The sequence below is a fragment of the Streptomyces sp. TLI_053 genome, from assembly GCF_900105395.1.
GTDB lineage: Bacteria > Actinomycetota > Actinomycetes > Streptomycetales > Streptomycetaceae > Kitasatospora.
Genome location: NZ_LT629775.1, coordinates 6,511,264 through 6,535,865, shown reverse-complemented (window position 1 = coordinate 6,535,865; position 24,602 = coordinate 6,511,264). Strand labels below are relative to the sequence as shown.

The 24,602-nt window shown below is 73.5% G+C and carries 23 protein-coding genes and 1 other RNA gene; 12 read left to right on the top strand and 12 right to left on the bottom strand.

From position 1 onward, the window contains the following. Positions 1–32: 32 nt before the first annotated feature. Positions 33–1,394: a gamma-glutamylpolyamine synthetase GlnA2 gene (gene glnA2, locus BLU95_RS27115; RefSeq protein WP_093862272.1), complete on the bottom strand. Its 1,362-nt coding sequence runs from the start codon at positions 1,392–1,394 to the stop codon at positions 33–35. 152 nt (positions 1,395–1,546) lie between these two features. Here glnA2 and BLU95_RS27110 point away from each other — a divergent pair, with 152 nt between their 5' ends. Next, complete coding sequence (locus BLU95_RS27110) at positions 1,547–3,301, top strand: NAD+ synthase (protein ID WP_093862271.1); 1,755 nt, start codon at positions 1,547–1,549, stop codon at positions 3,299–3,301. 23 nt (positions 3,302–3,324) lie between these two features. Here the strand turns inward: BLU95_RS27110 and BLU95_RS27105 are convergent, their stop codons facing one another. From BLU95_RS27105 to BLU95_RS27095, 3 genes are all read right to left on the bottom strand, one after another. After that, complete coding sequence (locus BLU95_RS27105) at positions 3,325–4,371, bottom strand: endonuclease/exonuclease/phosphatase family protein (RefSeq protein ID WP_093862270.1); 1,047 nt, start codon at positions 4,369–4,371, stop codon at positions 3,325–3,327. Positions 4,372–4,678: 307 nt separating this feature from the next. Continuing rightward, positions 4,679–5,320, bottom strand: coding sequence for a TetR/AcrR family transcriptional regulator (locus tag BLU95_RS27100; protein ID WP_093862269.1), 642 nt, complete (start codon positions 5,318–5,320; stop codon positions 4,679–4,681). A gap of 123 nt (positions 5,321–5,443) precedes the next feature. Next, complete coding sequence (locus BLU95_RS27095) at positions 5,444–7,090, bottom strand: MFS transporter (RefSeq protein ID WP_173862138.1); 1,647 nt, start codon at positions 7,088–7,090, stop codon at positions 5,444–5,446. Between the two features lie 266 nt (positions 7,091–7,356). On the opposite strand from BLU95_RS27095, the gene panB reads away from it, so the two are divergent. From panB to BLU95_RS27080, 3 genes are all read left to right on the top strand, one after another. Then, positions 7,357–8,226, top strand: a complete 870-nt coding sequence (gene panB, locus BLU95_RS27090; protein WP_093862268.1) for a 3-methyl-2-oxobutanoate hydroxymethyltransferase — start codon at positions 7,357–7,359, stop codon at positions 8,224–8,226. Positions 8,227–8,373: 147 nt separating this feature from the next. Further along, complete coding sequence (locus BLU95_RS27085; RefSeq protein WP_093862267.1) at positions 8,374–9,405, top strand: ATP-binding cassette domain-containing protein; 1,032 nt, start codon at positions 8,374–8,376, stop codon at positions 9,403–9,405. Further along, positions 9,402–10,214, top strand: coding sequence for an ABC transporter permease (locus BLU95_RS27080; protein WP_093862266.1), 813 nt, complete (start codon positions 9,402–9,404; stop codon positions 10,212–10,214). Before BLU95_RS27085 ends, BLU95_RS27080 begins: the two co-directional genes overlap by 4 nt. A 106-nt stretch (positions 10,215–10,320) precedes the next feature. On the opposite strand, the gene BLU95_RS27075 is transcribed toward BLU95_RS27080, so the two are convergent. Beyond that, on the bottom strand, positions 10,321–13,704 hold the full coding sequence (locus tag BLU95_RS27075) for an ATP-binding protein (protein WP_093862265.1): 3,384 nt from the start codon (positions 13,702–13,704) through the stop codon (positions 10,321–10,323). Between the two features lie 206 nt (positions 13,705–13,910). On the opposite strand from BLU95_RS27075, the gene BLU95_RS27070 reads away from it, so the two are divergent. Continuing rightward, positions 13,911–14,726: a site-2 protease family protein gene (locus BLU95_RS27070; protein WP_093862264.1), complete on the top strand. Its 816-nt coding sequence runs from the start codon at positions 13,911–13,913 to the stop codon at positions 14,724–14,726. 36 nt (positions 14,727–14,762) lie between these two features. On the opposite strand, the gene BLU95_RS27065 is transcribed toward BLU95_RS27070, so the two are convergent. Further along, entirely contained in the window at positions 14,763–14,948 is a 186-nt protein-coding gene (locus BLU95_RS27065) for a hypothetical protein (protein ID WP_093862263.1), read from the bottom strand. Positions 14,949–15,111: 163 nt separating this feature from the next. Next, entirely contained in the window at positions 15,112–15,804 is a 693-nt protein-coding gene (gene npdG, locus BLU95_RS27060) for an NADPH-dependent F420 reductase (protein ID WP_045940430.1), read from the bottom strand. A 47-nt stretch (positions 15,805–15,851) separates the two neighbouring features. Between npdG and BLU95_RS27055 the strand changes: the two genes are divergently transcribed. Together BLU95_RS27055 and BLU95_RS27050 are read left to right on the top strand one after the other, a co-directional pair. Beyond that, the gene (locus BLU95_RS27055; RefSeq protein WP_093862262.1) at positions 15,852–16,496 is read left to right on the top strand and encodes a hypothetical protein; all 645 of its coding nucleotides are present in this window, start codon (positions 15,852–15,854) and stop codon (positions 16,494–16,496) included. A 165-nt stretch (positions 16,497–16,661) separates the two neighbouring features. Then, the gene (locus BLU95_RS27050) at positions 16,662–18,041 is read left to right on the top strand and encodes an MFS transporter (RefSeq protein ID WP_231977804.1); all 1,380 of its coding nucleotides are present in this window, start codon (positions 16,662–16,664) and stop codon (positions 18,039–18,041) included. 13 nt (positions 18,042–18,054) lie between these two features. On the opposite strand, the gene BLU95_RS27045 is transcribed toward BLU95_RS27050, so the two are convergent. Next, entirely contained in the window at positions 18,055–18,288 is a 234-nt protein-coding gene (locus BLU95_RS27045; RefSeq protein ID WP_093862261.1) for a hypothetical protein, read from the bottom strand. 133 nt (positions 18,289–18,421) lie between these two features. Here BLU95_RS27045 and map point away from each other — a divergent pair, with 133 nt between their 5' ends. Continuing rightward, entirely contained in the window at positions 18,422–19,267 is an 846-nt protein-coding gene (gene map / locus BLU95_RS27040; protein ID WP_043472485.1) for a type I methionyl aminopeptidase, read from the top strand. 83 nt (positions 19,268–19,350) lie between these two features. Here map and BLU95_RS27035 read toward each other — a convergent pair whose 3' ends face one another. Further along, positions 19,351–20,052: a bifunctional DNA primase/polymerase gene (locus BLU95_RS27035; RefSeq protein WP_093862260.1), complete on the bottom strand. Its 702-nt coding sequence runs from the start codon at positions 20,050–20,052 to the stop codon at positions 19,351–19,353. Positions 20,053–20,494: 442 nt separating this feature from the next. Here BLU95_RS27035 and BLU95_RS41660 point away from each other — a divergent pair, with 442 nt between their 5' ends. Both BLU95_RS41660 and BLU95_RS42480 read left to right on the top strand, forming a co-directional pair. After that, entirely contained in the window at positions 20,495–20,725 is a 231-nt protein-coding gene (locus BLU95_RS41660; RefSeq protein ID WP_107452606.1) for a DUF8847 domain-containing protein, read from the top strand. Between the two features lie 29 nt (positions 20,726–20,754). Further along, positions 20,755–20,952, top strand: coding sequence for a hypothetical protein (locus BLU95_RS42480; protein WP_159425007.1), 198 nt, complete (start codon positions 20,755–20,757; stop codon positions 20,950–20,952). Positions 20,953–21,030: 78 nt separating this feature from the next. On the opposite strand, the gene BLU95_RS27025 is transcribed toward BLU95_RS42480, so the two are convergent. Beyond that, positions 21,031–21,690 carry a PadR family transcriptional regulator gene (locus tag BLU95_RS27025; RefSeq protein WP_093862259.1) on the bottom strand — a complete coding sequence of 220 codons (660 nt, stop codon included), beginning with the start codon at positions 21,688–21,690 and terminating at the stop codon, positions 21,031–21,033. Between the two features lie 182 nt (positions 21,691–21,872). Here BLU95_RS27025 and BLU95_RS27020 point away from each other — a divergent pair, with 182 nt between their 5' ends. Together BLU95_RS27020 and BLU95_RS27015 are read left to right on the top strand one after the other, a co-directional pair. Further along, the gene (locus BLU95_RS27020) at positions 21,873–22,271 is read left to right on the top strand and encodes an ACT domain-containing protein (protein ID WP_093862258.1); all 399 of its coding nucleotides are present in this window, start codon (positions 21,873–21,875) and stop codon (positions 22,269–22,271) included. A gap of 114 nt (positions 22,272–22,385) precedes the next feature. Beyond that, positions 22,386–22,643, top strand: a complete 258-nt coding sequence (locus BLU95_RS27015; protein WP_093862257.1) for a metallothionein — start codon at positions 22,386–22,388, stop codon at positions 22,641–22,643. Between the two features lie 80 nt (positions 22,644–22,723). Here BLU95_RS27015 and rnpB read toward each other — a convergent pair. Both rnpB and BLU95_RS27005 read right to left on the bottom strand, forming a co-directional pair. Continuing rightward, positions 22,724–23,121: RNase P RNA component class A (rnpB, locus tag BLU95_RS27010), an RNA gene on the bottom strand. Between the two features lie 13 nt (positions 23,122–23,134). Further along, the gene (locus BLU95_RS27005; protein WP_093865157.1) at positions 23,135–24,553 is read right to left on the bottom strand and encodes an MFS transporter; all 1,419 of its coding nucleotides are present in this window, start codon (positions 24,551–24,553) and stop codon (positions 23,135–23,137) included. Positions 24,554–24,602: the final 49 nt, after the last annotated feature.

Genomic DNA, 24,602 nt, shown 5'->3' with positions numbered 1-24,602 from the left:
GACGTGGCGTCAGCCCTCTGTGGTCGGAACCGCTACAGCACCTGGAGGTTCTTGCGCAGCTCGAAGGGGGTGACCTCGGAGCGGTACTCCTCCCACTCCTGCTTCTTGTTCCTCAGGAAGAAGTCGAACACGTGCTCGCCGAGGGTCTCCGCGACCAGCTCGCTGCGCTGCATCAGGTCGATCGCCTCGCCCAGGTTCTGCGGCATCGGCTGGATGCCGAGGGCGCGGCGCTCGGGGTCGGTGAGGGCCCACACGTCGTCGTCGGCGCCCGGCGGGAGCTCGTAGCCCTCCTCGATGCCCTTGAGACCGGCCGCCAGGGTGACGGCGTAGGCCAGGTAGGGGTTGCAGCCGGTGTCCAGGGAGCGGACCTCGACCCGGGTGGAGCCCTGCTTGCCCGGCTTGTACATCGGGACCCGGATCAGCGCGGAGCGGTTGTTGTGGCCCCAGCAGATGTACGACGGGGCCTCGCCGCCCGCGCCGGCGGTGCGCTGGGAGCCGCCCCAGATCCGCTTGTAGGAGTTCACCCACTGGTTGGTGACGGCGGCGGTCTCGGCGGCGTGCTTCAGCAGACCGGCGATGAACGAGCGGCCGACCTTGGAGAGCTGGTACTCGGCACCCGACTCGTGGAAGGCGTTGCGGTCGCCCTCGAACAGCGAGAGGTGGGTGTGCATGCCCGAACCGGGGTGGTCGGAGAACGGCTTGGGCATGAAGCTGGCGTGCACGCCTTGCTCCAGCGCGACCTCCTTCATCACCAGCCGGAAGGTCATGATGTTGTCGGCCGTGGAGAGCGCGTCGGCGTAGCGGAGGTCGATCTCCTGCTGGCCGGGGGCGCCCTCGTGGTGGGAGAACTCCACCGAGATGCCCATCGACTCCAGCATGGTGATCGCCTGGCGGCGGAAGTCGTGGCCCACCCCGCGCGGGGTGTGGTCGAAGTAGCCGGAGTGGTCGGCGGGGATCGGCGCGGTGCCGTCGCCGGGCAGGTTCTTCAGCAGGAAGAACTCGATCTCGGGGTGGGTGTAGAAGGTGAAGCCCTGGGCGGAGGCCTTCTCCAGGGTGCGCTTCAGCACGAACCTCGGGTCGGCGTAGGACGGCGAGCCGTCCGGCATCAGGATGTCGCAGAACATCCGCGCGGTGCCCGGGGTCTCCGAGCGCCACGGCAGGATCTGGAAGGTGGTCGGGTCCGGCTTCGCGATCATGTCGGACTCGTACACCCGGGCGAATCCCTCGATCGCCGAGCCGTCGAAGCCGATGCCCTCCTCGAACGCCTGCTCCAGCTCGGCCGGCGCCACCGCGACCGACTTGAGGAACCCCAGGACATCGGTGAACCACAGCCGGACGAACCGGATGTCACGCTCTTCGAGCGTCCGAAGCACGAACTCCTGCTGCTTGCCCATGGGGACAGTCTCACCTCTGCTCTTTACGTTCGTGTTACGCCCGGAAACCACCCCGGCGGCGACTGCTCCCCATCATGGCGGATCACGGCCGCCGGAGGCAGTGGCGACCCCGGCCGAGACATTTCGTCAGATCGACGATTAGACTCGGTGACATGCCCAATCTGCGTCTCGCCCTCTGCCAGACCGACCCCTGGGTCGGTGACATCGCCCGCAACGGCGACGAGGTGGTGCACTGGACCGGGCGGGCCGTCGAGGCCGGCGCCCAGCTGGTGGCGTTCCCCGAGATGGCCCTGACCGGCTACCCGGTCGAGGACCTCGCGCTGCGCCGCTCCTTCGTCGAGGCGTCGCGGTCCGGCCTGACCCGGCTGGCTGCCCGGCTCGCCGCGGAGGGGCTCGGCGAGGTGCCCGTGGTGGTGGGCTACCTCGGCCGGTCCGCACAGGCCTCGCCGCGCTTCGGCCGGCCGGCCGGCTCCCCGCAGAACTGCGCCGCGGTGCTGTTCCGCGGCGAGGTCGCCACCCGGTTCGCCAAGCACCACCTGCCGAACTACGGCGTGTTCGACGAGTACCGCTGGTTCGTCCCCGGCGACCAGCTGCCGGTGCTGCGGGTGCACGGGGTGGACGTCGCGCTGGCGATCTGCGAGGACATCTGGCAGGACGGCGGCCGGGTGACCGCCGCCCGCGAGGCCGGGGCCGGCCTGCTGCTGGTGATCAACGGCTCGCCGTACGAGCGCAACAAGGACGACGTCCGGCTGGAGCTGGTGCGGCGCCGGGCCGCCGAGGCGGGCTGCGCGCTCGCCTACGTGAACATGGTCGGCGGCCAGGACGAGCTGGTCTTCGACGGCGACTCGGTGGTGGTCGCCCCGGACGGCGAGGTGCTGGCCCGCTCCCCGCAGTTCGAGGAGCACCTGCTGGTGCTGGACCTCGACCTGCCGACGGCCGGCAGCGACCACACCGACGGACTGCTGCTCGCCGACGGGCTGCACCTGGTCCGCACCGAACTGGGCGGCGGGCCCGCCGGGGCTCCCGCCGAGCGGGTACGGGCCGAGGTCGCGCCGCGGATCGCCGACGAGGCCGAGATCTGGTCCGCGCTGGTCTCCGGCACCCGGGCCTACGTGCGCAAGAACGGCTTCCGCTCGGTGCTGATCGGCCTGTCCGGGGGCATCGACTCGGCCGTGGTCGCCGCCCTCGCGGTGGACGCGGTCGGCGCCGGGAACGTGCACTGCGTGTCGATGCCGAGCCGCTACTCCTCGCAGCACTCCCGGGACGACGCGGCCGAGCTGGCCCGCCGCACCGGGCTGAACTTCCGCACGGTGTCGATCGCCCCGATGTTCGACGCCTACACGGCCGCCACCGAGCTGACCGGACTGGCCGAGGAGAACCTCCAGTCCCGGCTGCGCGGCACCCTGCTGATGGCGATCTCCAACCAGGAGGGGCACCTCGTGCTCGCGCCCGGCAACAAGAGCGAGCTGGCGGTCGGCTACTCGACCCTGTACGGCGACTCGGTCGGCGCCTACGGCCCGATCAAGGACGTCTACAAGTCGCTGGTCTTCCGGCTGGCCCGCTGGCGCAACGAGGAGGCCGAGCGGCTCGGCGCGGTGCCGCCGATCCCGGAGCACACCATCGTCAAGCCGCCGTCCGCCGAGCTGCGGCCGGACCAGAAGGACACCGACTCGCTGCCGGACTACGACCTGCTGGACACCGTCCTCGACCTCTACGTCGAGGGCGACCAGGGCCGGGACGCGATCGTGGCGGCCGGCTTCGACCCGGCCGTGGTGGACCGGGTGGTGCGGCTGGTCGACACCGCCGAGTACAAGCGCCGGCAGTACCCGCCGGGCCCGAAGATCTCGGCCAAGGGCTTCGGCCGGGACCGCCGGCTCCCGATCACCAACCGCTGGCACCGGGGCTGAGCTGCCCCGAGCTGTTCGCCGGCTCAGCGGTAGCGGTAGGTGGCGGCCACCGCGAGGTGGTCGCTGCCGTCCCGCTCAAGGGTCCGCGAGTCGGTGGGCTCGAGTCCGCCCTTGCTCATGATCTGGTCGATCCGGGCCATCGGGAGGGACGCCGGCCAGCTGAAGCCGAAGCCGTCCCCGGCCGCGCCCTGGGCCGAGCGCATCTGCGAGGTGATCGGCGCCAGACTGCGGTCGTTCATGGTGCCGTTGAGGTCGCCGAGCAACAGCACCTTCTTCAGCGGTTCGGCCTCGACCGCGTCCCCGAGCGCCTGGGCGCTGACGTCCCGCTGGTTGACGGTGAAGCCGCCCTCGGCCTTGAGCCGGACCGACGGCAGATGGGCGACGTACACCGCGAGCGGACCCTTCGGGGTGGTCACCTCGGCCCGGAACGCCCTGGTCCAGCCCATCCTGATGTCCACCACCGAGACGTCGCCGATCGGGTACTTGGACCAGAGCCCGACCGTGCCCTCCACCGCGTGGTACGGGTAGCTCTCGGCCAGCCCGGTCTCGTAGGCGCGCAGCTGCCGGCCGGCCAGTTCCTGGAGCGCGACGATCTGCGCCCCGGACTGCTCCAGCATCCGGACGGTGCCCTGCGGGTCGGTGTTGGCGGCGGCCACGTTGTGGCTGACCACGGTGAAGTCGCCGGTGCCGCCGCTCTTGTCGGTGAGCAGGCCGCCGAACATGTTGGCCCAGATCACCACCGGCACCAGCAGGGCGAGCAGCGCGGTGGCGGAGCGGCGCAGCAGGGCGGGGACGAGCAGCACCGGCACGGCCAGCCCCAGCCAGGGCAGGAAGGTCTCCAGCAGGCTGCCGAGGTTGCCGACGCTGTTCGGCACCTCGGCGTGGAAGGCCAGCAGGGCGCCGGTGAGCAGGGCCGCCACGGCGAGCACGAGGCCGCGCCGCCAGGTGGTGCTGCCCCGGGCGTCCCGGCCCCAGCCGCGCACGCCGAGGAACCCGGCCGGGCGCCGGCCGGATCCCGGGTCGCCGGCCGCTGCCGGGGACACCCGGTCCGCCCTGTCCGCCTGCGCCATCCGTGACTCCCGTCGTTCGCGCCGTCTGTCCGTCCGCGGTACGCCCCCGCCGGTGGCGGAGGGCGTGCCGGACCTGTGCCGGTTCGGTCGGATTCCGGCCCAGCCTATGTCGGGACAGACGCCCGGTCGGGCGACCGGGGTTCCGGCGTGGCCCGGTTTGGTGAGCCAGGCCACTGCGCGGCCGGCCGTCCCGCGCCGGCCCCCCGGCCTGCGGCGATGACGGGAGGAGGGCCGGGCGGAGGGCCGGGCGGAGGACGCGGGACAGCGCGGGACAGGCGCGGGACGGCCGCGGGAGGTGCCCGTCCGGTCAGGTCCGGGCGGGCCGGAGGGCGGGGCCCCCGAGACCGTCGAGGAGGGCGTCGACCATCCGCTCGGCGAGCCGCGGGTCGTCGAGGTCGGAGTCGTCCCAGAGCACGCTGCGGGCGAGGATCGGTCCGAGCAGCAGATCGCCGAGCAGGTCCTCGTCGAGGTCGGCGCGCAGCTCGCCCCCGGCGACACCGCGGCGGACGAGCTCGCGGGCGGCCTCCCGGCGGGGCGCGATCACCCGGGCGCGGTAGGCGGCGTGCAGCTCGGGCCAGCTGTGCATCTGGCCGAGCGCGGCCTTGAGCACCCAGCGGGAGCGCTTGGCCAGGCCGCGCTGCCGCATGTACTCGATCATCGCGACGAGGTCGCCGCGGATCGACCCGGTGGACCCGGGGAGGGGCTCCTCCAGTCTGCTGACCATGTCGATCAGCAGGGCCTCCTTGTTGGGCCAGCGACGGTAGATGGTGGCCTTGCCGACGCCGGCGGCGGTGGCGATGCCCTCGATGGTCAGTTCCGCCAGGCTGGTGCCGGCCGCCATGAGTTCCTCGACGCCGGCGAAGATCGCCTGTTCGGCGGCCTCGCTGCGGGGCCTGCCGCGGCGCGGGCCGGCGCAGGGCGGCGGCGCGGCCGTCGGGTCGGTCTTCATCTCGCATCTCCCGGTTGTGGAGCCCCCGCCCGGAGAGTGGCGGGGGTCGCACGCGCTCGTGGGCCCTGTCACCGGCGGTCCTCCCGGCGACAGGGCCCCATTCTCGCTCAGCCCGGCCGCCGGTCAGGCGTCCGCGGCCGCCGTCCTGCGGGCCTTCGCGGCCGCCTCGCCGTGCTGTACCGCGTCCGCCGCCGCGCCGGGGCCGGCGGGACCGCCGGCCGGGCCGCCGGCCGGCACCTTGCCCGGCAGCAGGAACCAGGCCAGCAGGGCGCCGGCCGCGGTGATCCCGGCGGAGAGTCCGGCCACCACGTGCATCGCGTGGATGAAGGAGTCGTTGGCCGGGCCGACCAGTTCCCTGCCCCGCTCGCCGAGGCGCGCGGCGACGGCCATGGTGGCCTCCAGCGACTCGCCCGCCTTCTCCCGCAGTTCCGGGGTGGGCAGCTGGGCGAGCTTGTCGGAGATGCCGTCGCGGTAGACGGTGGAGAGCACGGCGCCGAGCACCGCGACCCCGAGCGAGCCGCCGACCTGGCGGAAGGTGTTGTTGACGGCCGAGCCGGCGCCGGCCTTCTCGCGCGGCAGCGAGCCCATGATCGCGACCGTGATCGGCGGCATGACGTGCGCCATGCCGGTGCCCATCAGCAGACCGAGCACGACCAGCACCCAGATCGGGGTGGTGGCGCCCAGCAGCAGGTAGCCGAGGAAGCCGACCGCGATGAACGCCATGCCGGCGGCGCAGGTGGCGCGGACGCCGAAGCGGTCGACCACCAGCCGGGCGCGCGGGGCGAAGACCAGCTGGGCGGCGGCCAGCGGCAGCATCAGCACACCGGCCTCCAGCGCGCTGTAGCCGCGCACGCTCTGGGTGTAGAAGACGCCGAAGAACGAGACGCCCATCAGCGCGAAGAACACCACGCCGATCACCACCACCGAGGCGCTGAACACCTTGTTGCGGAACCAGTCGACGTCCAGCGCGGGGTGCGCGGTGCGGCGCTCGAAGAGCACGAAGGCGGTGAGCGCCAGCAGGCCGAGCAGCACCGGCCCCCAGGCGGCGACGTCCGTGAAGTCGGCCAGCTCGCCGCCCTTGATGATGCCGTAGATCAGCGCCACCAGGCCGACGATGGAGAGCAGCACACCGACCGGGTCCATCCGGCCCGGGTTCGGGTCCTTGGACTCGGGGACGAGCAGGGTCATCGCGATCAGCGCGACGATCACGATCGGCACGTTGACCAGGAAGACCGAGCCCCACCAGAAGTGCTCGATCAGCAGGCCGCCGGTGATCGGGCCGATCGCGATCGCGAGTCCGACCGCACCGGCCCAGATGCCGATCGCCTTGGGCTGCTCGGCACGCTCGAAGACGTTCATGATGATGGCGAGCGTGGCCGGCATCGCCAGCGCCCCGCCGACGCCCATCAGGGCCCGGTAGGCGATCAGTTCGCCCGGCGTCGAGGCGAGCGCGGAGAGCAGCGAGGCCAGGCCGAAGACGACCATGCCGGCCAGCAGGGCCCGCTTGCGGCCGAACCGGTCGCCCAGCAGTCCGGAGGTGAACAGCAGTCCGGCGAAGACCAGGGTGTACGAGTTGATCGACCATTCCAGGTCGCTCTGGCTGGCGCCGATGCCGGTGGGCGCGGGGGAGGCGATGGTCTTCATCGCGACGTTGAGGATCGAGTTGTCGAGGACGACGACGAGCAGGGCGAGCACCAGGGTGCCCAGGATCGCCCAGCGGCGGCGGTGGATGGCTTCCGGTACTCGGGGTGGTGCGGCGGCGGTGGTCATGGCTTCTTCCCGTCCGTGGTACGGCGTGGCACTGGCGGGCACATTCGAGCCGCGGTCGTCTCGTAAACCCCCCGCAGTGAGCGTAGCGCCAATTTCGATACGAGACGGCTCCGTTTCGTAAAACCCTGGCAAAGACCCGCCGGACCCGCTCCCGCACCCGGTGCGGCCCCGCCCCTTTTGCACCCGCGCCGGGCCGTGCAAGCATGGAGGTGATCCGGGGACGCCGCACGGCGCCACGAGACGACAACCCTTCAGGAGCCTGTTCGATGAACGCTTCTTCGCCTTCGCCTGCCCAGAACCAGGCGTCGACCACCACCCTCTACGGTGGGGTCACCACCCGCCGCGTCACCGTCCGCGACCTCGCCGCAGCCAAGCAGCGCGGCGAGAAGTGGTCGATGCTGACCGCCTACGACGCCCTCACCGCCGGCGTCTTCGACGAGGCCGGCACGCCCGTCCTGCTGGTCGGCGACTCCGCCGGCAACTGCCACCTCGGCTACGAGACCACCGTGCCGGTGACCATGGACCAGATGGTCATGCTGGCCGGCGCCGTCGTCCGGGGCACCAAGCGGGCCATGATCGTCGCCGACCTGCCGTTCGGCTCCTACCAGGAGTCCCCGGCCCAGGCGATGCACAACGCGGTCCGGCTGATGAAGGACGCCGGGGTCGGCGCGGTCAAGCTGGAGGGCGGCGAGCGCAGCGCCCGCTCGATCGAGCTGCTGGTCGAGGCCGGCATCCCGGTGATGGCGCACATCGGCCTCACCCCGCAGTCCGTGCACGCGCTGGGCGGCTACCCCGTCCAGGGCCGCGGCGACGAGGCCGCGCACCAGCTGCTGCGCGACGCCAAGGCGGTGCAGCAGGCCGGCGCCTTCGCGGTCGTCCTGGAGGCGGTGCCCGCCGAGCTGGCCAAGCAGGTCACCGAGCAGCTCTCCGTCCCCACCGTCGGCATCGGCGCCGGGGTGGACTGCGACGCCCAGGTGCTGGTCTGGACCGACTTCGCCGGCATGACGGCGGGCCGGGTGCCCAAGTTCGTCAAGCAGTACGCCGACCTGCGGGCCGTGCTCGGCGACGCCGCCCGCGCGTTCGCCGAGGACGTCCGGGGCGACGCCTTCCCCGCCCCGGAGCACACCTTCCACTGACGCCCCCCGTCACCGGGCCCCGGCCACGGCCGGGCCGGGCCCCGGTGACAGCCGCGTGACAGCGCGCCGACAGCGCCTCGCCGGCGGGCCGCCCGTCCGTCACCCCGCTGACAGCGGGCTGTCAGCGGCGGCCGCCAGTCTTGGGGCATGACACGAATCTCCACCGCCCCGAACGACCGGGGGCCCGCCGCGGGGAACGCCGTCGAGGTCCGCGGCATCGTCAAGCACTTCGGCAGCACCAAGGCGCTCGACGGCGTCGACCTCACCGTGCGCGAGGGCACCGTCCTCGGCGTGCTCGGCCCCAACGGAGCCGGCAAGACCACCCTGGTCCGCGTCCTCTCCACCCTCATCAAGCCCGACGCCGGCACCGCCTTCGTCGGCGGCTACGACGTGCTGCGCCAGCCCAAGCAGCTGCGCCGCACCATCGGCCTCACCGGCCAGTACGCCTCCGTCGACGAGCTGCTCTCCGGCTACGAGAACCTCTACCTCATCGGCCGGCTGCTCGACCTCTCCAGCAAGGACGCCAAGGCGCGCGCCACCGAGCTGCTGGAGCGGTTCTCGCTCACCGAGGCCGCCAAGCGCGTCGCCAAGACCTACTCCGGCGGCATGCGCCGCCGCCTCGACCTGGCCGCCTCCATGATCGGCCGTCCCCGGGTCCTCTACTTGGACGAGCCCACCACCGGCCTGGACCCGCGCACCCGCAACGAGGTCTGGGACGAGGTGCAGCGGATGGTCGCCGAGGGCGCCACCGTGCTGCTCACCACCCAGTACATGGAGGAGGCCGAGCAGCTCGCCAACGAGCTGACCGTGATCGACCGGGGCCGGGTCATCGCGGCCGGCGGCATCGCGGAGCTCAAGGCCCAGGTCGGCGGCCGCACCCTCCAGGTCCGGCCCACCGACCCGGCCGCCCTGCCCGCGATGGCCCGCTGCCTGCACGACACCGGTATCGCCACCGCCACCTTCTCCGCCGACACCGGGCTGCTGTCGGTCCCGCTCACCGCCGAGGAGCAGCTGACCGCCGTGATCGGCGCCCTGGGCGGCCGGGGCTTCGGCATCGCCGACATCGACACCAAGCTGCCCAGCCTGGACGAGGTCTTCCTCGCCATCACCGGCAAGCCCTCGGACCGCCCGGCGGCCGCGGACACCGCCCCCAGCCTCGCCAAGGAGCCCGTCGCATGACCACCGCCACACTCGCCCCCGCCCGGGCCGAGGAGGGCCGGATCGGCCTGCCCGGCCACCTGCGGCACGTCGGCGCGCTGACCCGCCGCAACCTGATGCGGATCAAGGCCGACCCGGAGTCGATGTTCGACGCCGTGCTGATGCCGGTCATCTTCACCGTGCTCTTCGTCTACGTCTTCGGCGGCGCCATCTCCGGCGGCCAGGACGCCTACAAGCAGTACATGATCCCCGGCCTGCTCGGGCAGACCGGCATCACCCTGGCGATGGCCGTCGGCACCGGCCTCAACAGCGACTTCCAGACCGGGGTGATGGACCGGTTCCGGACCCTGCCGATCGGCCGCTCCTCGGTCCTGCTCTCCAAGATCGCCGCGGAGACCTGCCGGGCCCTGCTCTCGTTCACCATCCTGATCGTCTTCGCGCTGGTCCTCGGCTTCGAGCTGAAGGGCGGCTTCCTGGAGCTGCTCGCCGCGGTCGGACTCTCGCTGCTGTTCGGCATGTCCATCGTGTGGATCTCGATGCTGCTGGGCATGGCGCTGCGCAGCGCCCAGGCCGTCCAGGGGGTCGCCATGCTGGTCCTGATGCCGATGCAGTTCGGCAGTTCGATCTTCGCCCCGACCGACACCATGCCGGGCTGGCTCCAGGCCTTCACCAAGGTCAACCCGCTGTCCGCGCTGGCCGACGCCTGCCGGGCCCTGATGAACGGCCAGGGCGCCGTGGCGCACCCGGTGCTGATCGTGCTGGCCTGGTCGGTCGGCATCACCGCGGTCTTCGCGCCGCTCGCCGTCGCCCGCTTCCGCAAGCGGACCTGAGCCGCGGCCGACCGGCCACCGCACGGCCCCGGACGCGCGAGGGGAGCGCCCGGGGCCGGCTCGGTGCACCCGCAGGTGACGGCTCGGTGCACCAGCAGGTGACGGCTCAGTGCACCAGCCGGTCGAGCATGGCGTTGGTCTCCGCCATCGACATCGTCCGCCCCTCGGCGGCCGCCGCCTCGAACTCCGCGTCGCCGAGCAGTCCGCGCAGCACCTTCTCGGCCCGCTCGCGCTCGACCCGGTCGAGGTAGCCGCCCTTCGGCCCGTTCATCCCCGCGTGCGCGCCGAACAGCACCGCGGCCAGCCGGGCCCGCTCCAGGTCGCCGTCCCGCCGGGCGAAGGCCTCCAGCAGCCCGACCACCGGAGGCAGCATCATCACCGACATCTGCTCCACGAAACCGCTCGCCGCGGCCGGCACCGAGCGCATCAGCTGCCACCCCTCGCTGACCAGCTCCCGCCCGAGGTCGGGATCGCCCGCCCGGGCGGTGATCCAGCCCCGGGTGACCGTCAGCATCCCGCCCACCACGTCCGGGGCGAACGCGCCGATCCTGGTCCACCGGAGCACGTCCAGCTCGGCCAGGGCCCGCGCGAAATCCTCGCGCTGCACGTTGATGCCGCAGAGCATCAGATGACCGAACAGCAGCGCGCCGTTGGTCGCCTGGTTGTCCCCCGGCTCGATCCCGTCCAGTGCCGCCCGGATCTGCCGCTCCCCCGCCTCGAGGTCACTGTCCAGCATCGCCGACCCCAGGTGCACCTGGAGCATCGGTACCTCCTGCGGCGCCCCCAGCTCCTCGGCCAGCTCGATCGCCCGGCGGTACGCCTCCACCGCCTCCGCCGAGCGGCCCTGGTTGGCCAGCGACTCGCCGCGCGCGGACAGCGCCTGGGACATCCCCCAGCGGTCGCCGGCCCGGCGGTACAGCTCCAGCGACTCCTCGCCGTCCAGGGTGCTCTGCTCGGCCCCGCCCGGCCAGTCGTTCATCATCTTGGCCCGGATCTGCAGGATGAACGCCAGGTCGCTCGCGTTGCCGTGCACCCGGCAGCCCGCCACCGCGTCGTCCAGCAGGTCCCGCATGGCGTCCAGCTGGCCGATCAGGAAGGCGCCGAAGACCCGCATCAGCCCGGGGAAGCGGTAGGACTGCGGCAGGTCCCGGCGGTAGGCCTCGGTGACCTTGCGGGCGATGGCGACCGCGTCCCGGTCCGCCAGGACGTCGAGATTGCCCTCGAACATGCTGATCAGCCGGTAGATGACGATCGCCCGGCGGGCCTCCGCGAGCGCCTCCGGCGGCATCGGGACCGGGTACTCCAGCACGTGCCGGTCCAGCGGCACCGGACGGGCATCGGAGTCGAACGGGTCCGGGCCGATCGACAGCACGGCGTCGTACCAGCGGCGGGCCTCCTGGCTGTAGCCGCGCAGCGACCAGTACCAGCTCATGCCCAGCGCCAGGACCAGCGCCTCGCCCTCGTCCCGGCGGCGGACGGCGCGGCGCAGCGCCGCCCGGATGTTGTCGTGCTCGCGCTCCAGCACCGCCAGCCAGTGCAGCTGCTCGGGCCCGTGCACACGGAGGTCGGCGCCGCGGACCAGCTCGCGGAAGTACTCGACGTGCCGGCCCCCGGTGTCGGCGGTCTCCTCCGCCTCGGCCAGCCGCTCGTCCGTGTACTCGTGGATGGTCTCCAGCATCCGGTAGCGCGGCGGCCCGTCCCCGTCCAGGTCGGCCACCAGCAGGGACTTGTCGACCAGCGAGAGCAGCAGGTCGGCGACCTCCTCGCGGGGCACCTCGGCCCCGTCCGAGCAGACCGACTCGGCCGACTCCAGGGTCCAGCCGCCCGCGAACACCGCCAGCCGGCGCAGCACCGCGCGCTCCTGCTTGCCGAGCAGGTCCCAGCTCCAGTCGACCACCGCGCGCAGCGTCTGCTGGCGCGGCAGCAGGGTCCGGCTGCCCGCGGTGAGCAGCGCGAACCGGCTGTCCAGCCGGTCGGCGATCTGCCGGGCGGTCATCACCCGGAGCCGGGCGGCGGCCAGTTCGATGGCGAGCGGCAGCCCGTCCAGCCGGCGGCAGATCTCGGCGCAGGCCTCCGGGTCGCTGAGCGGGTCGAAGCCGGGGCGGGCGGCGGCGGCCCGCTCGGTCAGCAGCCGCAGCGCCACCGGGTCCGGCAGCGGCTCGACCGGCAGCACGGTCTCGCCCGGCACCCCCAGCGGCTCCCGGCTGGTGGCCAGCACGGTCAGCCCCGGGCACTCGGTGAGCAGGGTGTCCGCGAGGTCGGCGGCGGACTGGATCAGGTGCTCGCAGTTGTCCAGGACGAGCAGCATCCGGCGGCGCCCGCAGTGCTCGATCAGCCGGCGCACCGGGTCGTCGGTGCGGCCCTCGATCACCTCGGCGACCATGCTGGCGCCGGTGTGCAGGACGGTCGCGCGCAGGCCGAGCGCCGACACCACCGCGCCCGGCACCGCGTCCGGGCGCTCCACCGGGGCCAGCTCGGCCACCCAGACGCCGTCCGGCCAGTGCCCGGCGCCCTGCTCCAGGCGGCCGGCCTCGACCGACAGCCGGGTCTTGCCGGAGCCGCCGGGGCCGGTGAGGGTGACCAGCCGGCTGGTGGCCAGGACGGAGCGCAGGGCGGCGAGGTCGTTCTCCCGGCCGACGAAGCTGGTCAGCCGGCCGCGCAGATTGCCGGGCGCGCGGGCGGGCGGTGCCGGGGCCGGTGCCGCTGCCGGTGCCGCTGCTGCCGACGGATCGGACTCCGCGCCCGGGGTGCTCTCCGCCGCCGGTCCGACCGGCTCGGCCGGGCTCAGCAGCTCGGCGTGCAGCGACCGGAGCCGGTGCCCGGGATCGACGCCCAGTTCGTCCGCCAGGGCGCGTCTGGTGTTCTCGTAGTGGCGCAGCGCCTCGGCCGTCCGGCCGGACTCGTGCAGCGCCCGGACCATCAGGTACTGCAGCGGCTCGTCCAGCGGCCGGCCCTCGCACAGCTCGGCGAGCTCGGCCACCAGCCCGGCCGCCCGGCCGAGGCCGAGCTCGGCGGTGATCCGGTGCCGGCGGGCCTCCTCGCGCTGCGCCTCCAGCCTGGTCGCCGGACCGCCGCGGTCCGGCAGGTCGGCGAGCGCCGGGCCGCGCCACAGCGAGAGCGCGGCGGTCAGCCGCTCGGCGGCGGACACGTGGTCGCCCTGCTCCAGCGCCCGGCTGCCCTCCCCGGCCAGCCGCTGGAACTCGGCGAGGTCGGTGGCCGGGTCGGTCAGCCAGTAGCCGGCCGGGCCGGAGCCGACCCGGTCGCGGCCGATGGTCCGGCGCAGCCGGCCGACCAGGGTCTGGAGCGCGGCCGACGCGTCCTGCGGCGGCTCGGCGTCCCACACCTCGTCGACCAGCAGGTCGGCCGGCACCGGCCGCCCCTGGCGCAGTGCCAGCGCGGCGAGCAGGGCGCGCAGCCGGGCACCGCCGAGCGGGACCGGGGTGCCGTCGTCGTGATGGGCCGTGGTGGTGCCGAGGATGCCGTAGTGCACCGCACCATTCTGGTGGATCGCCCCCGTCCCCCACGCACATTTGTCCGGCCCCCGACCCTGACTGCACCCTGAGTCCGGCGGATCGGGCCAGGAACCCGGTGCCGGGACCCGTACGTTCATCCTGGACGGCTTGTCCGGCACGGGCCCGCCCGGCATGATCGGCCTCTGCCCGCCCTCACCTCCCCGACCACCGGAGCACCCACACCATGACCTTCGCCGCCACGCAGCGCTCACGCAGCGAGGACCGCCGGATCAGCCCGGTGTTCTGGGTCCTGCTCGCGATCTTCGCCACCTCCGCGGTGGCGGTGTTCCAGGGCTACGGCAACGCCCGGTTCGGGATTTTCCTGTTCGTGGTGGCCGGCTGGATGGTCTCGCTCTGCCTGCACGAGTACGCGCACGCGCGCACCGCGCTGCACGGCGGCGACATCAGCGTCGGCGCCAAGGGCTACCTGACCCTCAACCCGTTCAAGTACGCCAACGCCCTGCTCAGCTTCGTGCTGCCGATCGTCTTCGTCCTGCTCGGCGGCATCGGCCTGCCCGGCGGGGCGGTCTGGATCGAGCGGCACCGGGTGCACGGCCGGCTCAAGCACAGCCTGATCTCGGCCGCCGGGCCGCTGGTGAACCTGCTCGCCGCGGTGCTGCTGCTGGTACCGGTCGGCGCGGGCTGGCTGGACGACCCCGCGGTGCACGCGGTCTGGAACGGCTACGAGCTGGACGTCTCGCCGCTGGCGCTCGCGCTGGGCTTCCTCGGCATGCTGCAGCTGAGCGCGACCCTGCTCAACCTGCTGCCGGTGCCCGGCCTGGACGGCTACGGGATCGTCGAGCCCTGGCTGTCGGCCAAGACCCGGCGGACGATCGAGCCGTTCGCGCCGTACGGCATGCTGGCCGTCTTCGCGCTGCTCTGGCAGCCGGAGATCAACCACTGGTTCTTCGAGGTCGTGTACGGGGCGATGGACCTGGTGGGCGTCGACCGGGCCTACGCGCAGGTGGGCCACGAGCTGTTCATGTTCTGGAAGAACTGAGCGGACCGGAGCGCGGCGTGTCCTGAGGGACGGGCCTCAGGACTGCTCGGCGGCCGCCCGGGCCAGCTTCTCCCGGCGCAGGTTCATCCAGAGCACGTTGCTGGCGATGCCGGCCATCGGCAGCCAGATCAGGCCGAGCCACCAGCCCTGCACCAGCGAGACCACCGCGGCGGCCAGCGCGAGGACGACGACGAGCGAGGCGAGGACGGACGTGCGGGGCATGGCGGGGTACTCCTGCGGCCGGGGGTGTGGTCGGCCCCCATTGTCGCCGACCTCACCCCCGGAGCGGCTCCAGGGGTGAGACCGGCGATCCGGTCCGACCGTCGCACGGTCGGACGACCGGATGTTCGGAGGACCGGAGGACCGGACGACCGGACGACGGTGATCAGACGTCGGTGATCCGCAGACCCGCGTGCGCCTTGTAGCGGCGGTTGACCGAGATCAGGTTCGCCACCAGGGACTCCACCTGGTGGGCGTTGCGCAGCCGGCCGGCGAAGATGCCGCGCATGCCCGGGATCCGGCCGGCCAGCGCCTGCACGATGTCGGTGGCGGCGCGCTCCTCGCCGAGCACCATGACGTCGGTGTCGATCCGCTCGATCGACTCGTCCTGCAGCAGCACCGCCGAGAGGTGGTGGAAGGCCGCGGTCACCCGGGAGTCCGGCAGCAGGGCGGCGGCCTGCTGGGCGGCGCTGCCCTCCTCCGGGACGAGCGCGAAGGCGCCCTGCTTGTCGAAGCCGAGCGGGTTGACGCAGTCCACCACGATCTTGCCGGCCAGCTCCTCGCGGAGGGCGGTGAGGGTGGCGGCGTGCCCGTCCCACGGCACGGCCACGATGACGATGTCGCTCTCCCGGGCGGTGGCGGCGTTGTCGGCGCCGCGCACCCCCAGGCCGATCGCGTCCGCCGAGGCCTGCGCGCGGGCCGCGTCGCGCGAGCCGATGATCACCTGCTGGCCGGCCTTGGCCAGCCGCAGGGCCAGCCCCCGCCCCTGGTCGCCGGTGCCACCGAGGACGCCGACCACCAGCTGCGAGACGTCCGGCAACTCGTGGGCCGGGTTTGTCGCTGAATCGAGGGAAGTCATGGGCCGATCCTGCCAAACGAGCGGCCCGTCGCGACATCCTGAGCGCCATGGACGCGGTGAGAGTTTCGGCACTGAGGGACCGTCTGGCCGGAACCGGTTGGCTGGAAGCCGTCGGCGGCTTCGCCGGGGAGCTGCGGCACGCGGTCACCCGGCGCGGGGCGGGCGAGCTGCTGCTCGTCGGCACCACCGGGTACGAGCCCTGGCACCTGGCCGCCCATCTGGAGGACGAGGCCGCCTGGTCGGACGTCCCCCGGCTGGCGCCCACCCTGCTGCGGCACCGGGTCCCGGCCGCCGCCCCGGCCCATCTGGCACACGGCCTCGGCCGGCTGACCGGGGCCGGACGCGGCGCGACCGTCCTGGTGGTGGCCCCGACGGCGGCCGGGGACACGCTGCTGGAGCGGGTGCACGACGCCCGGCGGCAAGGGGCGACGGTGCTGGCACTGGAAGGCGCCGCGCCCTCCTCCCCGGGCGGGTCCGCCGTCGGCCCGGGCGGGTCCGCCGGCCCGGGCGACCTGGCCGGGCTGGCGCACGGGCGGCTCGCCGTCGGCACGGCCGAGGAGGAGCCCTTCGACCTCGCCCAGCACCTGGTCAGCGCCGCCGCCGGGCAGCCGCCCGGGCAGCGCTCGGCGCTGGGGCGACTGGCCGCGCTCGCCGAGCGGCTCACCGCGGGGCCGACGATCAGCCGCTGGTGACGGCGGGGCGCCGGACGGGAACCGCGGGCGGACAGGGCGGCGGACGGGAACGGCGGGCAGGGACGGCGGGCGGACAGGGCGCGTCGGACGGGGACGGCCGACGGACAGGGCGGCGCCGGAAAATCCGTTGCGGCCGGGCCCGGCCCCCGCACAGGATGGTCGCTCGTGAACGAAGCCGTCCCGTCCCCGAGCGGCCGGGTGAGATCCCTGCTGCGCACGGTCGCTCCCGACCTGACCCCCTGGCGCTCCTCCCGGGAGTTCCGCCTGCTGTGGCTCTCCGGCTGTGTCACCGGCTTCGGCAGCTTCCTCACCTACGTCGCCGTGCCGATGCAGATCAAGGAGCTGACCGACTCCTCGGTCGCGGTCGGCCTGGTCGGCGCCTTCGAGCTGGTCCCGCTGATCGTCTTCGGCCTCTGGGGCGGCGCCCTCGCCGACGCCCTGGACCGCCGGCGCCTGGTGCTGTTCGCCGAGGCGGGCCTCGGTCTGCTCAGCGTCCTGCTGCTGGTCAACGCGCTGCTGCCGACCCCCGTGCTGTGGCCGATCTACCTGGTGGCCGCGCTGGTCGCCGCCGCCGACGGCCTGCAGCGCCCGTCGCTGGACGCGCTCACCCCCCGGATCGTCCCGCACGACCAGCTGACCGCCGCCTTCGCGCTGAACTCCCTCTACCGCAACGCCGCCTCGGTGGCCGGTCCGACCCTGGCCGGCGTCGTGGTCACCTTCGCCGGGGTGCAGACCGCGTACGCGCTGGACGTGGTCACCTTCGGCGCCTCGCTGCTGCTGCTCTCCCGGATCCGGGCGGTGCCGCCGCCCAGCGGCGCCGAGAAGCCCTCGGTGCGGGCGGTCCTCACCGGCGTCCGCTACGCGTGGAGCCGCAAGGACCTGCTCGGCACCTACGCGATAGACCTGTGCGCGATGCTGTTCGCCTTCCCGGTGGCGATCTTCCCGTTCCTGGCCGCCGAGCTGGACGCCGGCTGGGCGCTCGGCCCGATGTACGCCGCCTCCGCGGTCGGCGCCCTGCTGGTCTCGGTGACCGGCGGCTGGACGTCCCGGATCCACCGGCACGGCCGACTGCTGCTGTTCGCGGCGCTCGGCTGGGGCGCGGCGATCGCCCTGGCCGGACTGGTCGGTTCGGTCTGGCTGGTGCTGCTCTTCCTGGCCCTGGCCGGCGGCGCCGACCAGATCAGCGGGATCGCCCGCTCCACGCTGTGGAACCAGTCGATCCCGGACTCGGTGCGCGGCCGGATGGCCGGCGTCGAGCTGCTCAGCTACTCGGTCGGGCCGCAGCTCGGCCAGGTCCGGGCGGGCGGCATGGCCGGACTGGTCGGCGTCCGGGCCTCGGTGTGGGTCGGCGGCGTGGCCTGTGTGGTGGGCGTGCTCGCGCTCGCCACCGCGCTGCCCCGGCTGCTGTCCTACGACGACCGCACCGATCCGCACGCGGCCGCCGTCCGCGCCGAGCACGAGCAGGCGGCGGCGGAACGGGACCGGGCCGCGGCGGACCGGGCGACGGGGCCCGTCCCGTCCGAGGAGAGCCCCGCCACCGCCTAGCCGCCGACCGGGGCTACTCCCCCGGGCCCTCCTCGGGCCGGTCGTTCCACCGGGGGTCGTCCTTCCACTCGCGGTTGCGCAGCTCCGCCGTCTCCAGTGCGTGCGCGGCCTCCTGCTGCGTGGCGTACGGGCCCAGGCGGTCCTTGGCCGGGCACTCCGGCCCTTCCTCGACCTTGCCGTGCTTGATGCAGTAGAACCATTCGCCGGGCTGGCCGGTCGGCTTGTTCCGCCCGAATCCCAGGGGCATCGTGGTCACCTCCGTATCGGCGGTCGTGTCCCCGCCTTGGCGTCGCGTCGTCCTGATCATTCCCCGCCCCGCTGCCGTCCGCACACCCGGCGCCCGCCCCGGGCCGGAGGGCCCGACACTTAGAATCGGCGCCATGGCACTCGTACCCGGCATCCAGTCACCCATCCGCAAGGTCCCGGCGCACATCCCGCGCCCCGAGTACGTCGGGAAGCCCGCGCCGACGCCGTACACCGGGCCCGAGGTGCAGACCGCCGAGACGATCGAGAAGATGCGGATCGCCGGCGGGATCGCCGCCCGGGCGATGGCCGAGGCGGCGAAGCTGATCGCGCCCGGCGTCACCACGGACGCGCTGGACGCGGTCGCGCACGCGTACATGTGCGACCACGGGGCCTACCCGTCCGACCTCGGCTACCGGGGCTTCCCCAAGTCGGTCTGCACCTCGATCAACGAGGTCATCTGCCACGGCATCCCCGACTCGACCGTCCTCCAGGACGGCGACATCGTCAACATCGACGCCACCGCCTACATCCACGGGGTGCACGGCGACCTCAACGCCACCTACCTGGTCGGCGACGTGGACGAGGAGTCCCGGCTGCTGGTCGAGCGGACCAGGGAGTCGCTGGACCGGGCGATCAAGGCGGTCAAGCCGGGGCGCCTGATCAACGTGATCGGACGGGTCATCGAGTCCTACGCCAAGCGCTTCGACTACGGCGTGGTCCGGGACTTCACCGGCCACGGCATCAACACGTCGTTCCACTCCGGCCTGATCGTCCCGCACTACGACAGCGAGCGGGCCACCGAGGTCATCAAGCCGGGCATGACCTTCACCATCGAGCCGATGCTCACCCTGGGCACCTACGACTACGAGATCTGGCCGGACGGCTGGACCGTCGTCACCAAGGACCGCAAGCGCACCGCCCAGTTCGAGCACACCCTGGTGGTCACGGCGGACGGCGCGGAGGTCCTCACCCTCCCGTAGTGTCCAACGACGAAGGGGCCGGCCCGGTGGGCCGGCCCCTTCGTCGTCGGAAGGCCGATCGGTCGGTGAGTCGGGTTCGTCGGTCAGCCGATCAGCCACTGCTCCTCGGCCACCGCGCCCACCTCGGTGCAGGCGTCGGTCAGCACGTCCAGGACGCGCAGCGGGTCCGGCAGGGGCTGCTCCGGCCCCCGCAGCCACCGCACCTCCGAGCCGTCCGGCAGCGCGGCCGGCGGCAGCAGGGTGTACGAGCCGCGGCAGTGCCAGCGCAGGCCGGGGTGCTCCGACATGGTATCGGGCGTGGAGTCCAGGGCACTCGGCCACCACTCGTCCTCGTCCACCGGGGTGCCCCTGGTGGCGGTGAAGAACAGGTAGCGGTCCTCGCCGACCGCGGCCACCGGGCCCTCGACGCCGAGCGCGGTCAGCCGGTCCAGCGCGAGCCGCCCGGCCTCGGCCGGGACGTCCAGTACGTCGTGGGCGCGGCCGGTGGCGGTGACGAAGTTGGCCAGCGGGTCGCGGGAGAGCCAGCGGGCGAGCTGCTCCGGGTCGGTGGTGGCCTGCGTCTGCCAGGCGAAGGAGACCGGGTGCTGGGCCGGGGCCGGACAGGCCACCCGGTCGCAGGAACAGCGGTACCCGGCCGGATGCGCGGCGGGAGCGAGCGGGAACCCGGCGCGGACCGCGCCGAGCAGTTGGTCCAGTCTGGCGGCGGGGGTGTCGGGTGCCGCCGACCGGGCCCGCTCACGATCCCGCTTCTGCCACCAGGCCGTCCACCTGCCGCCGGATTCCATCGGGCCCCTTCCGCGCATTGCCGTGCCTGGTGTGACACAGCGTTCGACGTACCACTCCGACGCAACGCACGGCACCCCCCACTGCTTCCCCGGGTGGTGCTCGGCACTGCGGTCCCGCGCCCCGCCGGCCGGAGCCGGGGTTGCCGGACGGTCGACGCCCGGGGTCACGGTACGGAGTCGAGGCGGCACGACGGCTGCGGCTCTGCGGCCCGGCGGGCACGATGAGATGCGCCTCGCCCGGCCCGTACGGGCCCGCTGACCCGGGTGGACCCCGAGGGCGTAACAGGAAGGATAAGGGTGCGCGGGCCCTTCGGATGACCGGGGGCGGTGCCTCTCCGGTCACACTCCCGGCACCGGGCCGTCACACCGCCTCCCCCGGGGCGCCCTCCGCTCCGTCCGCCCGGCCCGCCGGGAACCCCCGCCGGGGTGAGACCCTGGTGGGGTGAAGAGCGCGGACACCGAATTCGTCGGCGGCCCCCTGGACGGCCGGATCCTCCCCATCCCGCTGGGCCCGATGTACGGGGTGCCCAAGAAGTACACCGTGCCGGTCCCTTCGCACGGGGACACTCCCGCGCGCACACTGGTGTACGTCCGGGCCAAGCAGCAGCGGGGCACCCGCTGGTTCTGGCGCTACGAGTACGACGAGGCGGCCACCGCCCGCGCTTCCGGGTGACGGCCGCCTCCCCTCGCGGGAGGACGGCGATGGCGAGAACCGAACGGCACCCGAGGAACCGCTCCCGGTCGGTGTCGCTGCACAACCGGCAGGTGGCCGGGGTCACGGCCGGCCTGCTGGTGGCGGTCAGTGTCTACAGCGCGGTGCTCGGCTCCAACGGCTGGCTCTGGTTCGGCTGGACGGTGCTGCTGCTCGCGTGCGTGGCACTGTTCGCCGTCCGCTCCTGAGCGGCCGCACCGCCCGCCCCGGACCGTCGTCGGCGGTGGCGCCGCCGACGACGGTCCGGGGACCGGGGCCCGGACCGGTCAGGCGTCCTCGGCCAGGATCAGGTACAGCTTCTTGCGGGCCTCGTTGAGCACCTCCAGGCCCTTGGCGCGCTGCGCCTCGGTACCCGTCGCCATGACCTGACGGACGGCCTGCTCCACCGCGCCCAGCGCCTGGCCGACCTCCTGGACCGCGGCCCAGTCGACCTCCTGGCCGGCCTCGGCCCACGGCTCGTCCGGTCCGGCCTCGGCCTCGGTCCGGCCCGCCTCGGTGAGCTGGACCAGCCGCTTGCCGCCGACCTCCTCCGCCGTGACCAGGCCCTCCTCCTCCAGCAGCTGGAGGGTGGGGTAGACCGAACCGGGACTGGGCCGCCAGGCCCCGCCCGAGCGCTCGGCGATCTCGGCGATCATCTCGTAGCCGTGCATCGGCCGCTCCTTGAGCAGCGCCAGCAGCGAGGCACGCACGTCCCCGCGCCGGGCCCGCCCGCCGCGCCGTCCGCGCACCCACGGCGGCGGCCCGCCGAAGCCGCCCCGGGCCCACGGCGGACCCGGGCGTCCGCCCGGCCCGCCGCCGCCGAAAGGCGGCCCGAAGGGGCCGAACGCCCCCCGGCCCTCGAACCTCTCGCCGGGTGCACCGGCGAACTCCGGACCCGGGCGGCAACCGCCGGGCCCGCCTTCTCCACGGAATCGTCCTGGGCGCATGGCACCCACCTCCCGTTCGGGCCGCTCGGACGCGGCCCCGTCGCGACGATCGTCCAAACGATCGTTCGGGACAGTCGAGTTACTGTCTCGATAACTCGACGATATATCGCTGACTGTCGGCCGTCAACGGTTTCCGATACACCTTCCGACACTGCCGCCCCCGCGGCCGCTACGGTGCGTGCATGGCCGGAGAACGAGACCTCGCAACACTGCTGCGCGACCTGCGCCCCGAGCTCAACCCGGGGCGGTACGTCTACTGCACGCTCCCCACCAAGGTGCCCGCCGGACTGCGGCCGGTCGCCACGGTCGCCGAACCCGAGGGGGTGACGGTGGTGGTGGCCCAGGAGGAGGCGGACGCCCTGGGCCTGCGCTACGAGTACGTGGCCGCCTGGATCACCCTGCGGATCCACTCCGCCCTGGAGGCCGTCGGACTGACCGCCGCCGTCGCCACCCGGCTCGCCGAGGAGGGACTCAGCTGCAACGTGGTGGCCGGCTACCACCACGACCACCTCTTCGTCGCCGCCGACGACGCCGAGCGCGTCCTGCACGCCCTGAAGGAGCTCTCCGCCCGCCCCGCATGACCGGGGTGGCTCCACCGGGTGGCCGCCCGCCGGGGGCACTCGGACACTGGGAAGGGCCGGGCAGCCGCCCCGCCCCGCCGTCCGCCCCACCCGCCCGGAAGGAAGTGCGCCGCCATGGCCACCTGCGTCACCTGCGGCAACGACTACTGGCTCGCCTTCGAGATCAAGACCGTCACCGGCGACGTCTACACCTTCGACAGCTTCGAGTGCGCGATGGAGAAGCTCGCCCCGCACTGCGAGCAGTGCAGCGTGCGGATCGTCGGCCACGGCGTCGAGGTGGCTGGGATGTTCTTCTGCTGCGCCCACTGCGCCCGCGTCAACGGCGGTCTCGGCGACCAGATCCGCGACGCCGTCGGCACCCACCCGGGCTGATCCCGCAGCCGTACCGCGAACGCCGAAGGCCCCCCGACCTGCTGTTTCGCAGATCGGGGGGCCTTCGCCGACGTCAGGGGCGGAAGAGTCGGCCTGTACGCCGGGTTCTGTCTCCCGGGCCGCTCGCGCGGGCCGGGGAGGCGGTCATCCATCTAGGGCTGCCGTTGCCGACAGCCTCGTGCGGTCCACCCGCGGACTCGGGCGAGCAGCCCTCAAGCATCCGCGCACAGCGCCCTGGGGCGCCGATCTTGACCTTGCTCCAGGTGGGGTTTACCTAGCCGGCCGGGTCACCCCGGTCGCTGGTGGTCTCTTACACCACCGTTTCACCCTTACCCGTCGCCGAAGCGGCGGGCGGTCTGTTTTCTGTGGCACTGTCCCGCGGGTCACCCCGGGTGGGCGTTACCCACCACCCTGCTCTGTGGAGCCCGGACGTTCCTCGGCGGGTCCTGGGACCCGTCGCGACCGCCCGGCCGGCTCTTCCGCCGTAGGGGTCATGGTAGCCGCTCGGGCGGGGCCTCCCGTACTCCGGGGCGGGCCGGCGGCGGCTCCGCGCCGAGGTGGGCGGCCACCCGGGCCGCGGTGGCGGTGCCCCAGGCGGAGGTGGTGACCAGGCCGAGCACCAGGATCGTCGCACCGAGCCCCACCAGGATCCACCAGCCGGCGTGGCTCGCCGGGGCGAAACCGGTGAGCACCGGGCCGGCCACCGCCGAGACGACCACGGTGCCGATCACCGCGACGCCGAGCGACTGGCCGACCTGCCGGCTGGTCGAGGCGACGGCCGCCGCCACCCCCGCCTGGGCCCGCGGCATCCCGGACACGGCGGAGTTGGTGATCGGCGCGTTGACGAAGCCGAAGCCGAAGCCGAACAGCCCGTACGCCGCGAGCAGCAGCGCCGGCGGGGAGTCCGCCGCCAGCCGGGTCAGCAGCAGACCGCTGCCGATCAGGCCCAGACCCGCCAGCACCAGCGGCAGCCGGGGGCCCCTGGCACCGACGATCCGGCCCGACAGCGGCGCGCAGACCAGCATCATCACCGCCATCGGCAGCGTCCACAGGCCGGCCTCCATCGGGCTGTACCGGCGGACGTCCTGGAGGTAGATGGTGTTGAGGAAGAGGAACCCGCCGAGCGAGGCGAAGGCGCAGACCGCGGTCAGGGTGGCCCCGGTGAACGGCGCACTGCGGAAGAACCGCGGGTCCACCAGCGGCTCGGCGACCCGCCGCTCCCAGAGCGGGAAGGCCAGCAGCGCGCCGATCGCCGCCGCGGCCAGGCCGAGGATCAGCGGGGAGGTCCAGCCGTGCTCCGGGCCCTCGATGATCGCGGCGGTGCCGCAGCCGAGCAGCACCACCATCAGCAGCTGCCCCACCGGGTCGAGCCGGCGGGCCCGCGGCGCGCGCGACTCGGGGACGTAACGGGCGGTCAGCAGGCAGGCCAGCAGTCCGACCGGGACATTGATCAGGAAGATCGCCGGCCAGCCGGCGGCATGCACCAGGAACCCGCCGAGCAGCGGCCCGAGCGCCATCGAGATGCCGACCACCCCGCCCCAGACGCCGATCGCCCGGGCCCGTTCCCGCGGCTCGGTGAAGGTGTTGGTGATGATCGACATGGCCACCGGGTTGAGCATCGAACCGCCCACCGCCTGGACCGCCCGGAACAGCACCAGCCACCCCAGGCTCGGCGCCAGGCTGCAGAGCAGCGAGCCGAGCACGAAGACCACCAGGCCGGTCTGGAACACCCGGCGGCGGCCGAAGCGGTCGGCGAGCGAGCCGAACAGCATCAGCAGCGAGGCCAGCACCAGGGTGTAGGCGTCGATGATCCACTGCAGACCGGAGGCCGGGGCGTCCAGGTCCTTCTGGATCTCCGGGAGGGCGATGTTCACCACGGTGTTGTCGAGCCCCACGATGAACAGGCTCATGCAGCAGATCGCCAGGACGAGCTGTCGGCGGCCCCGGCCGGGGTCGGCG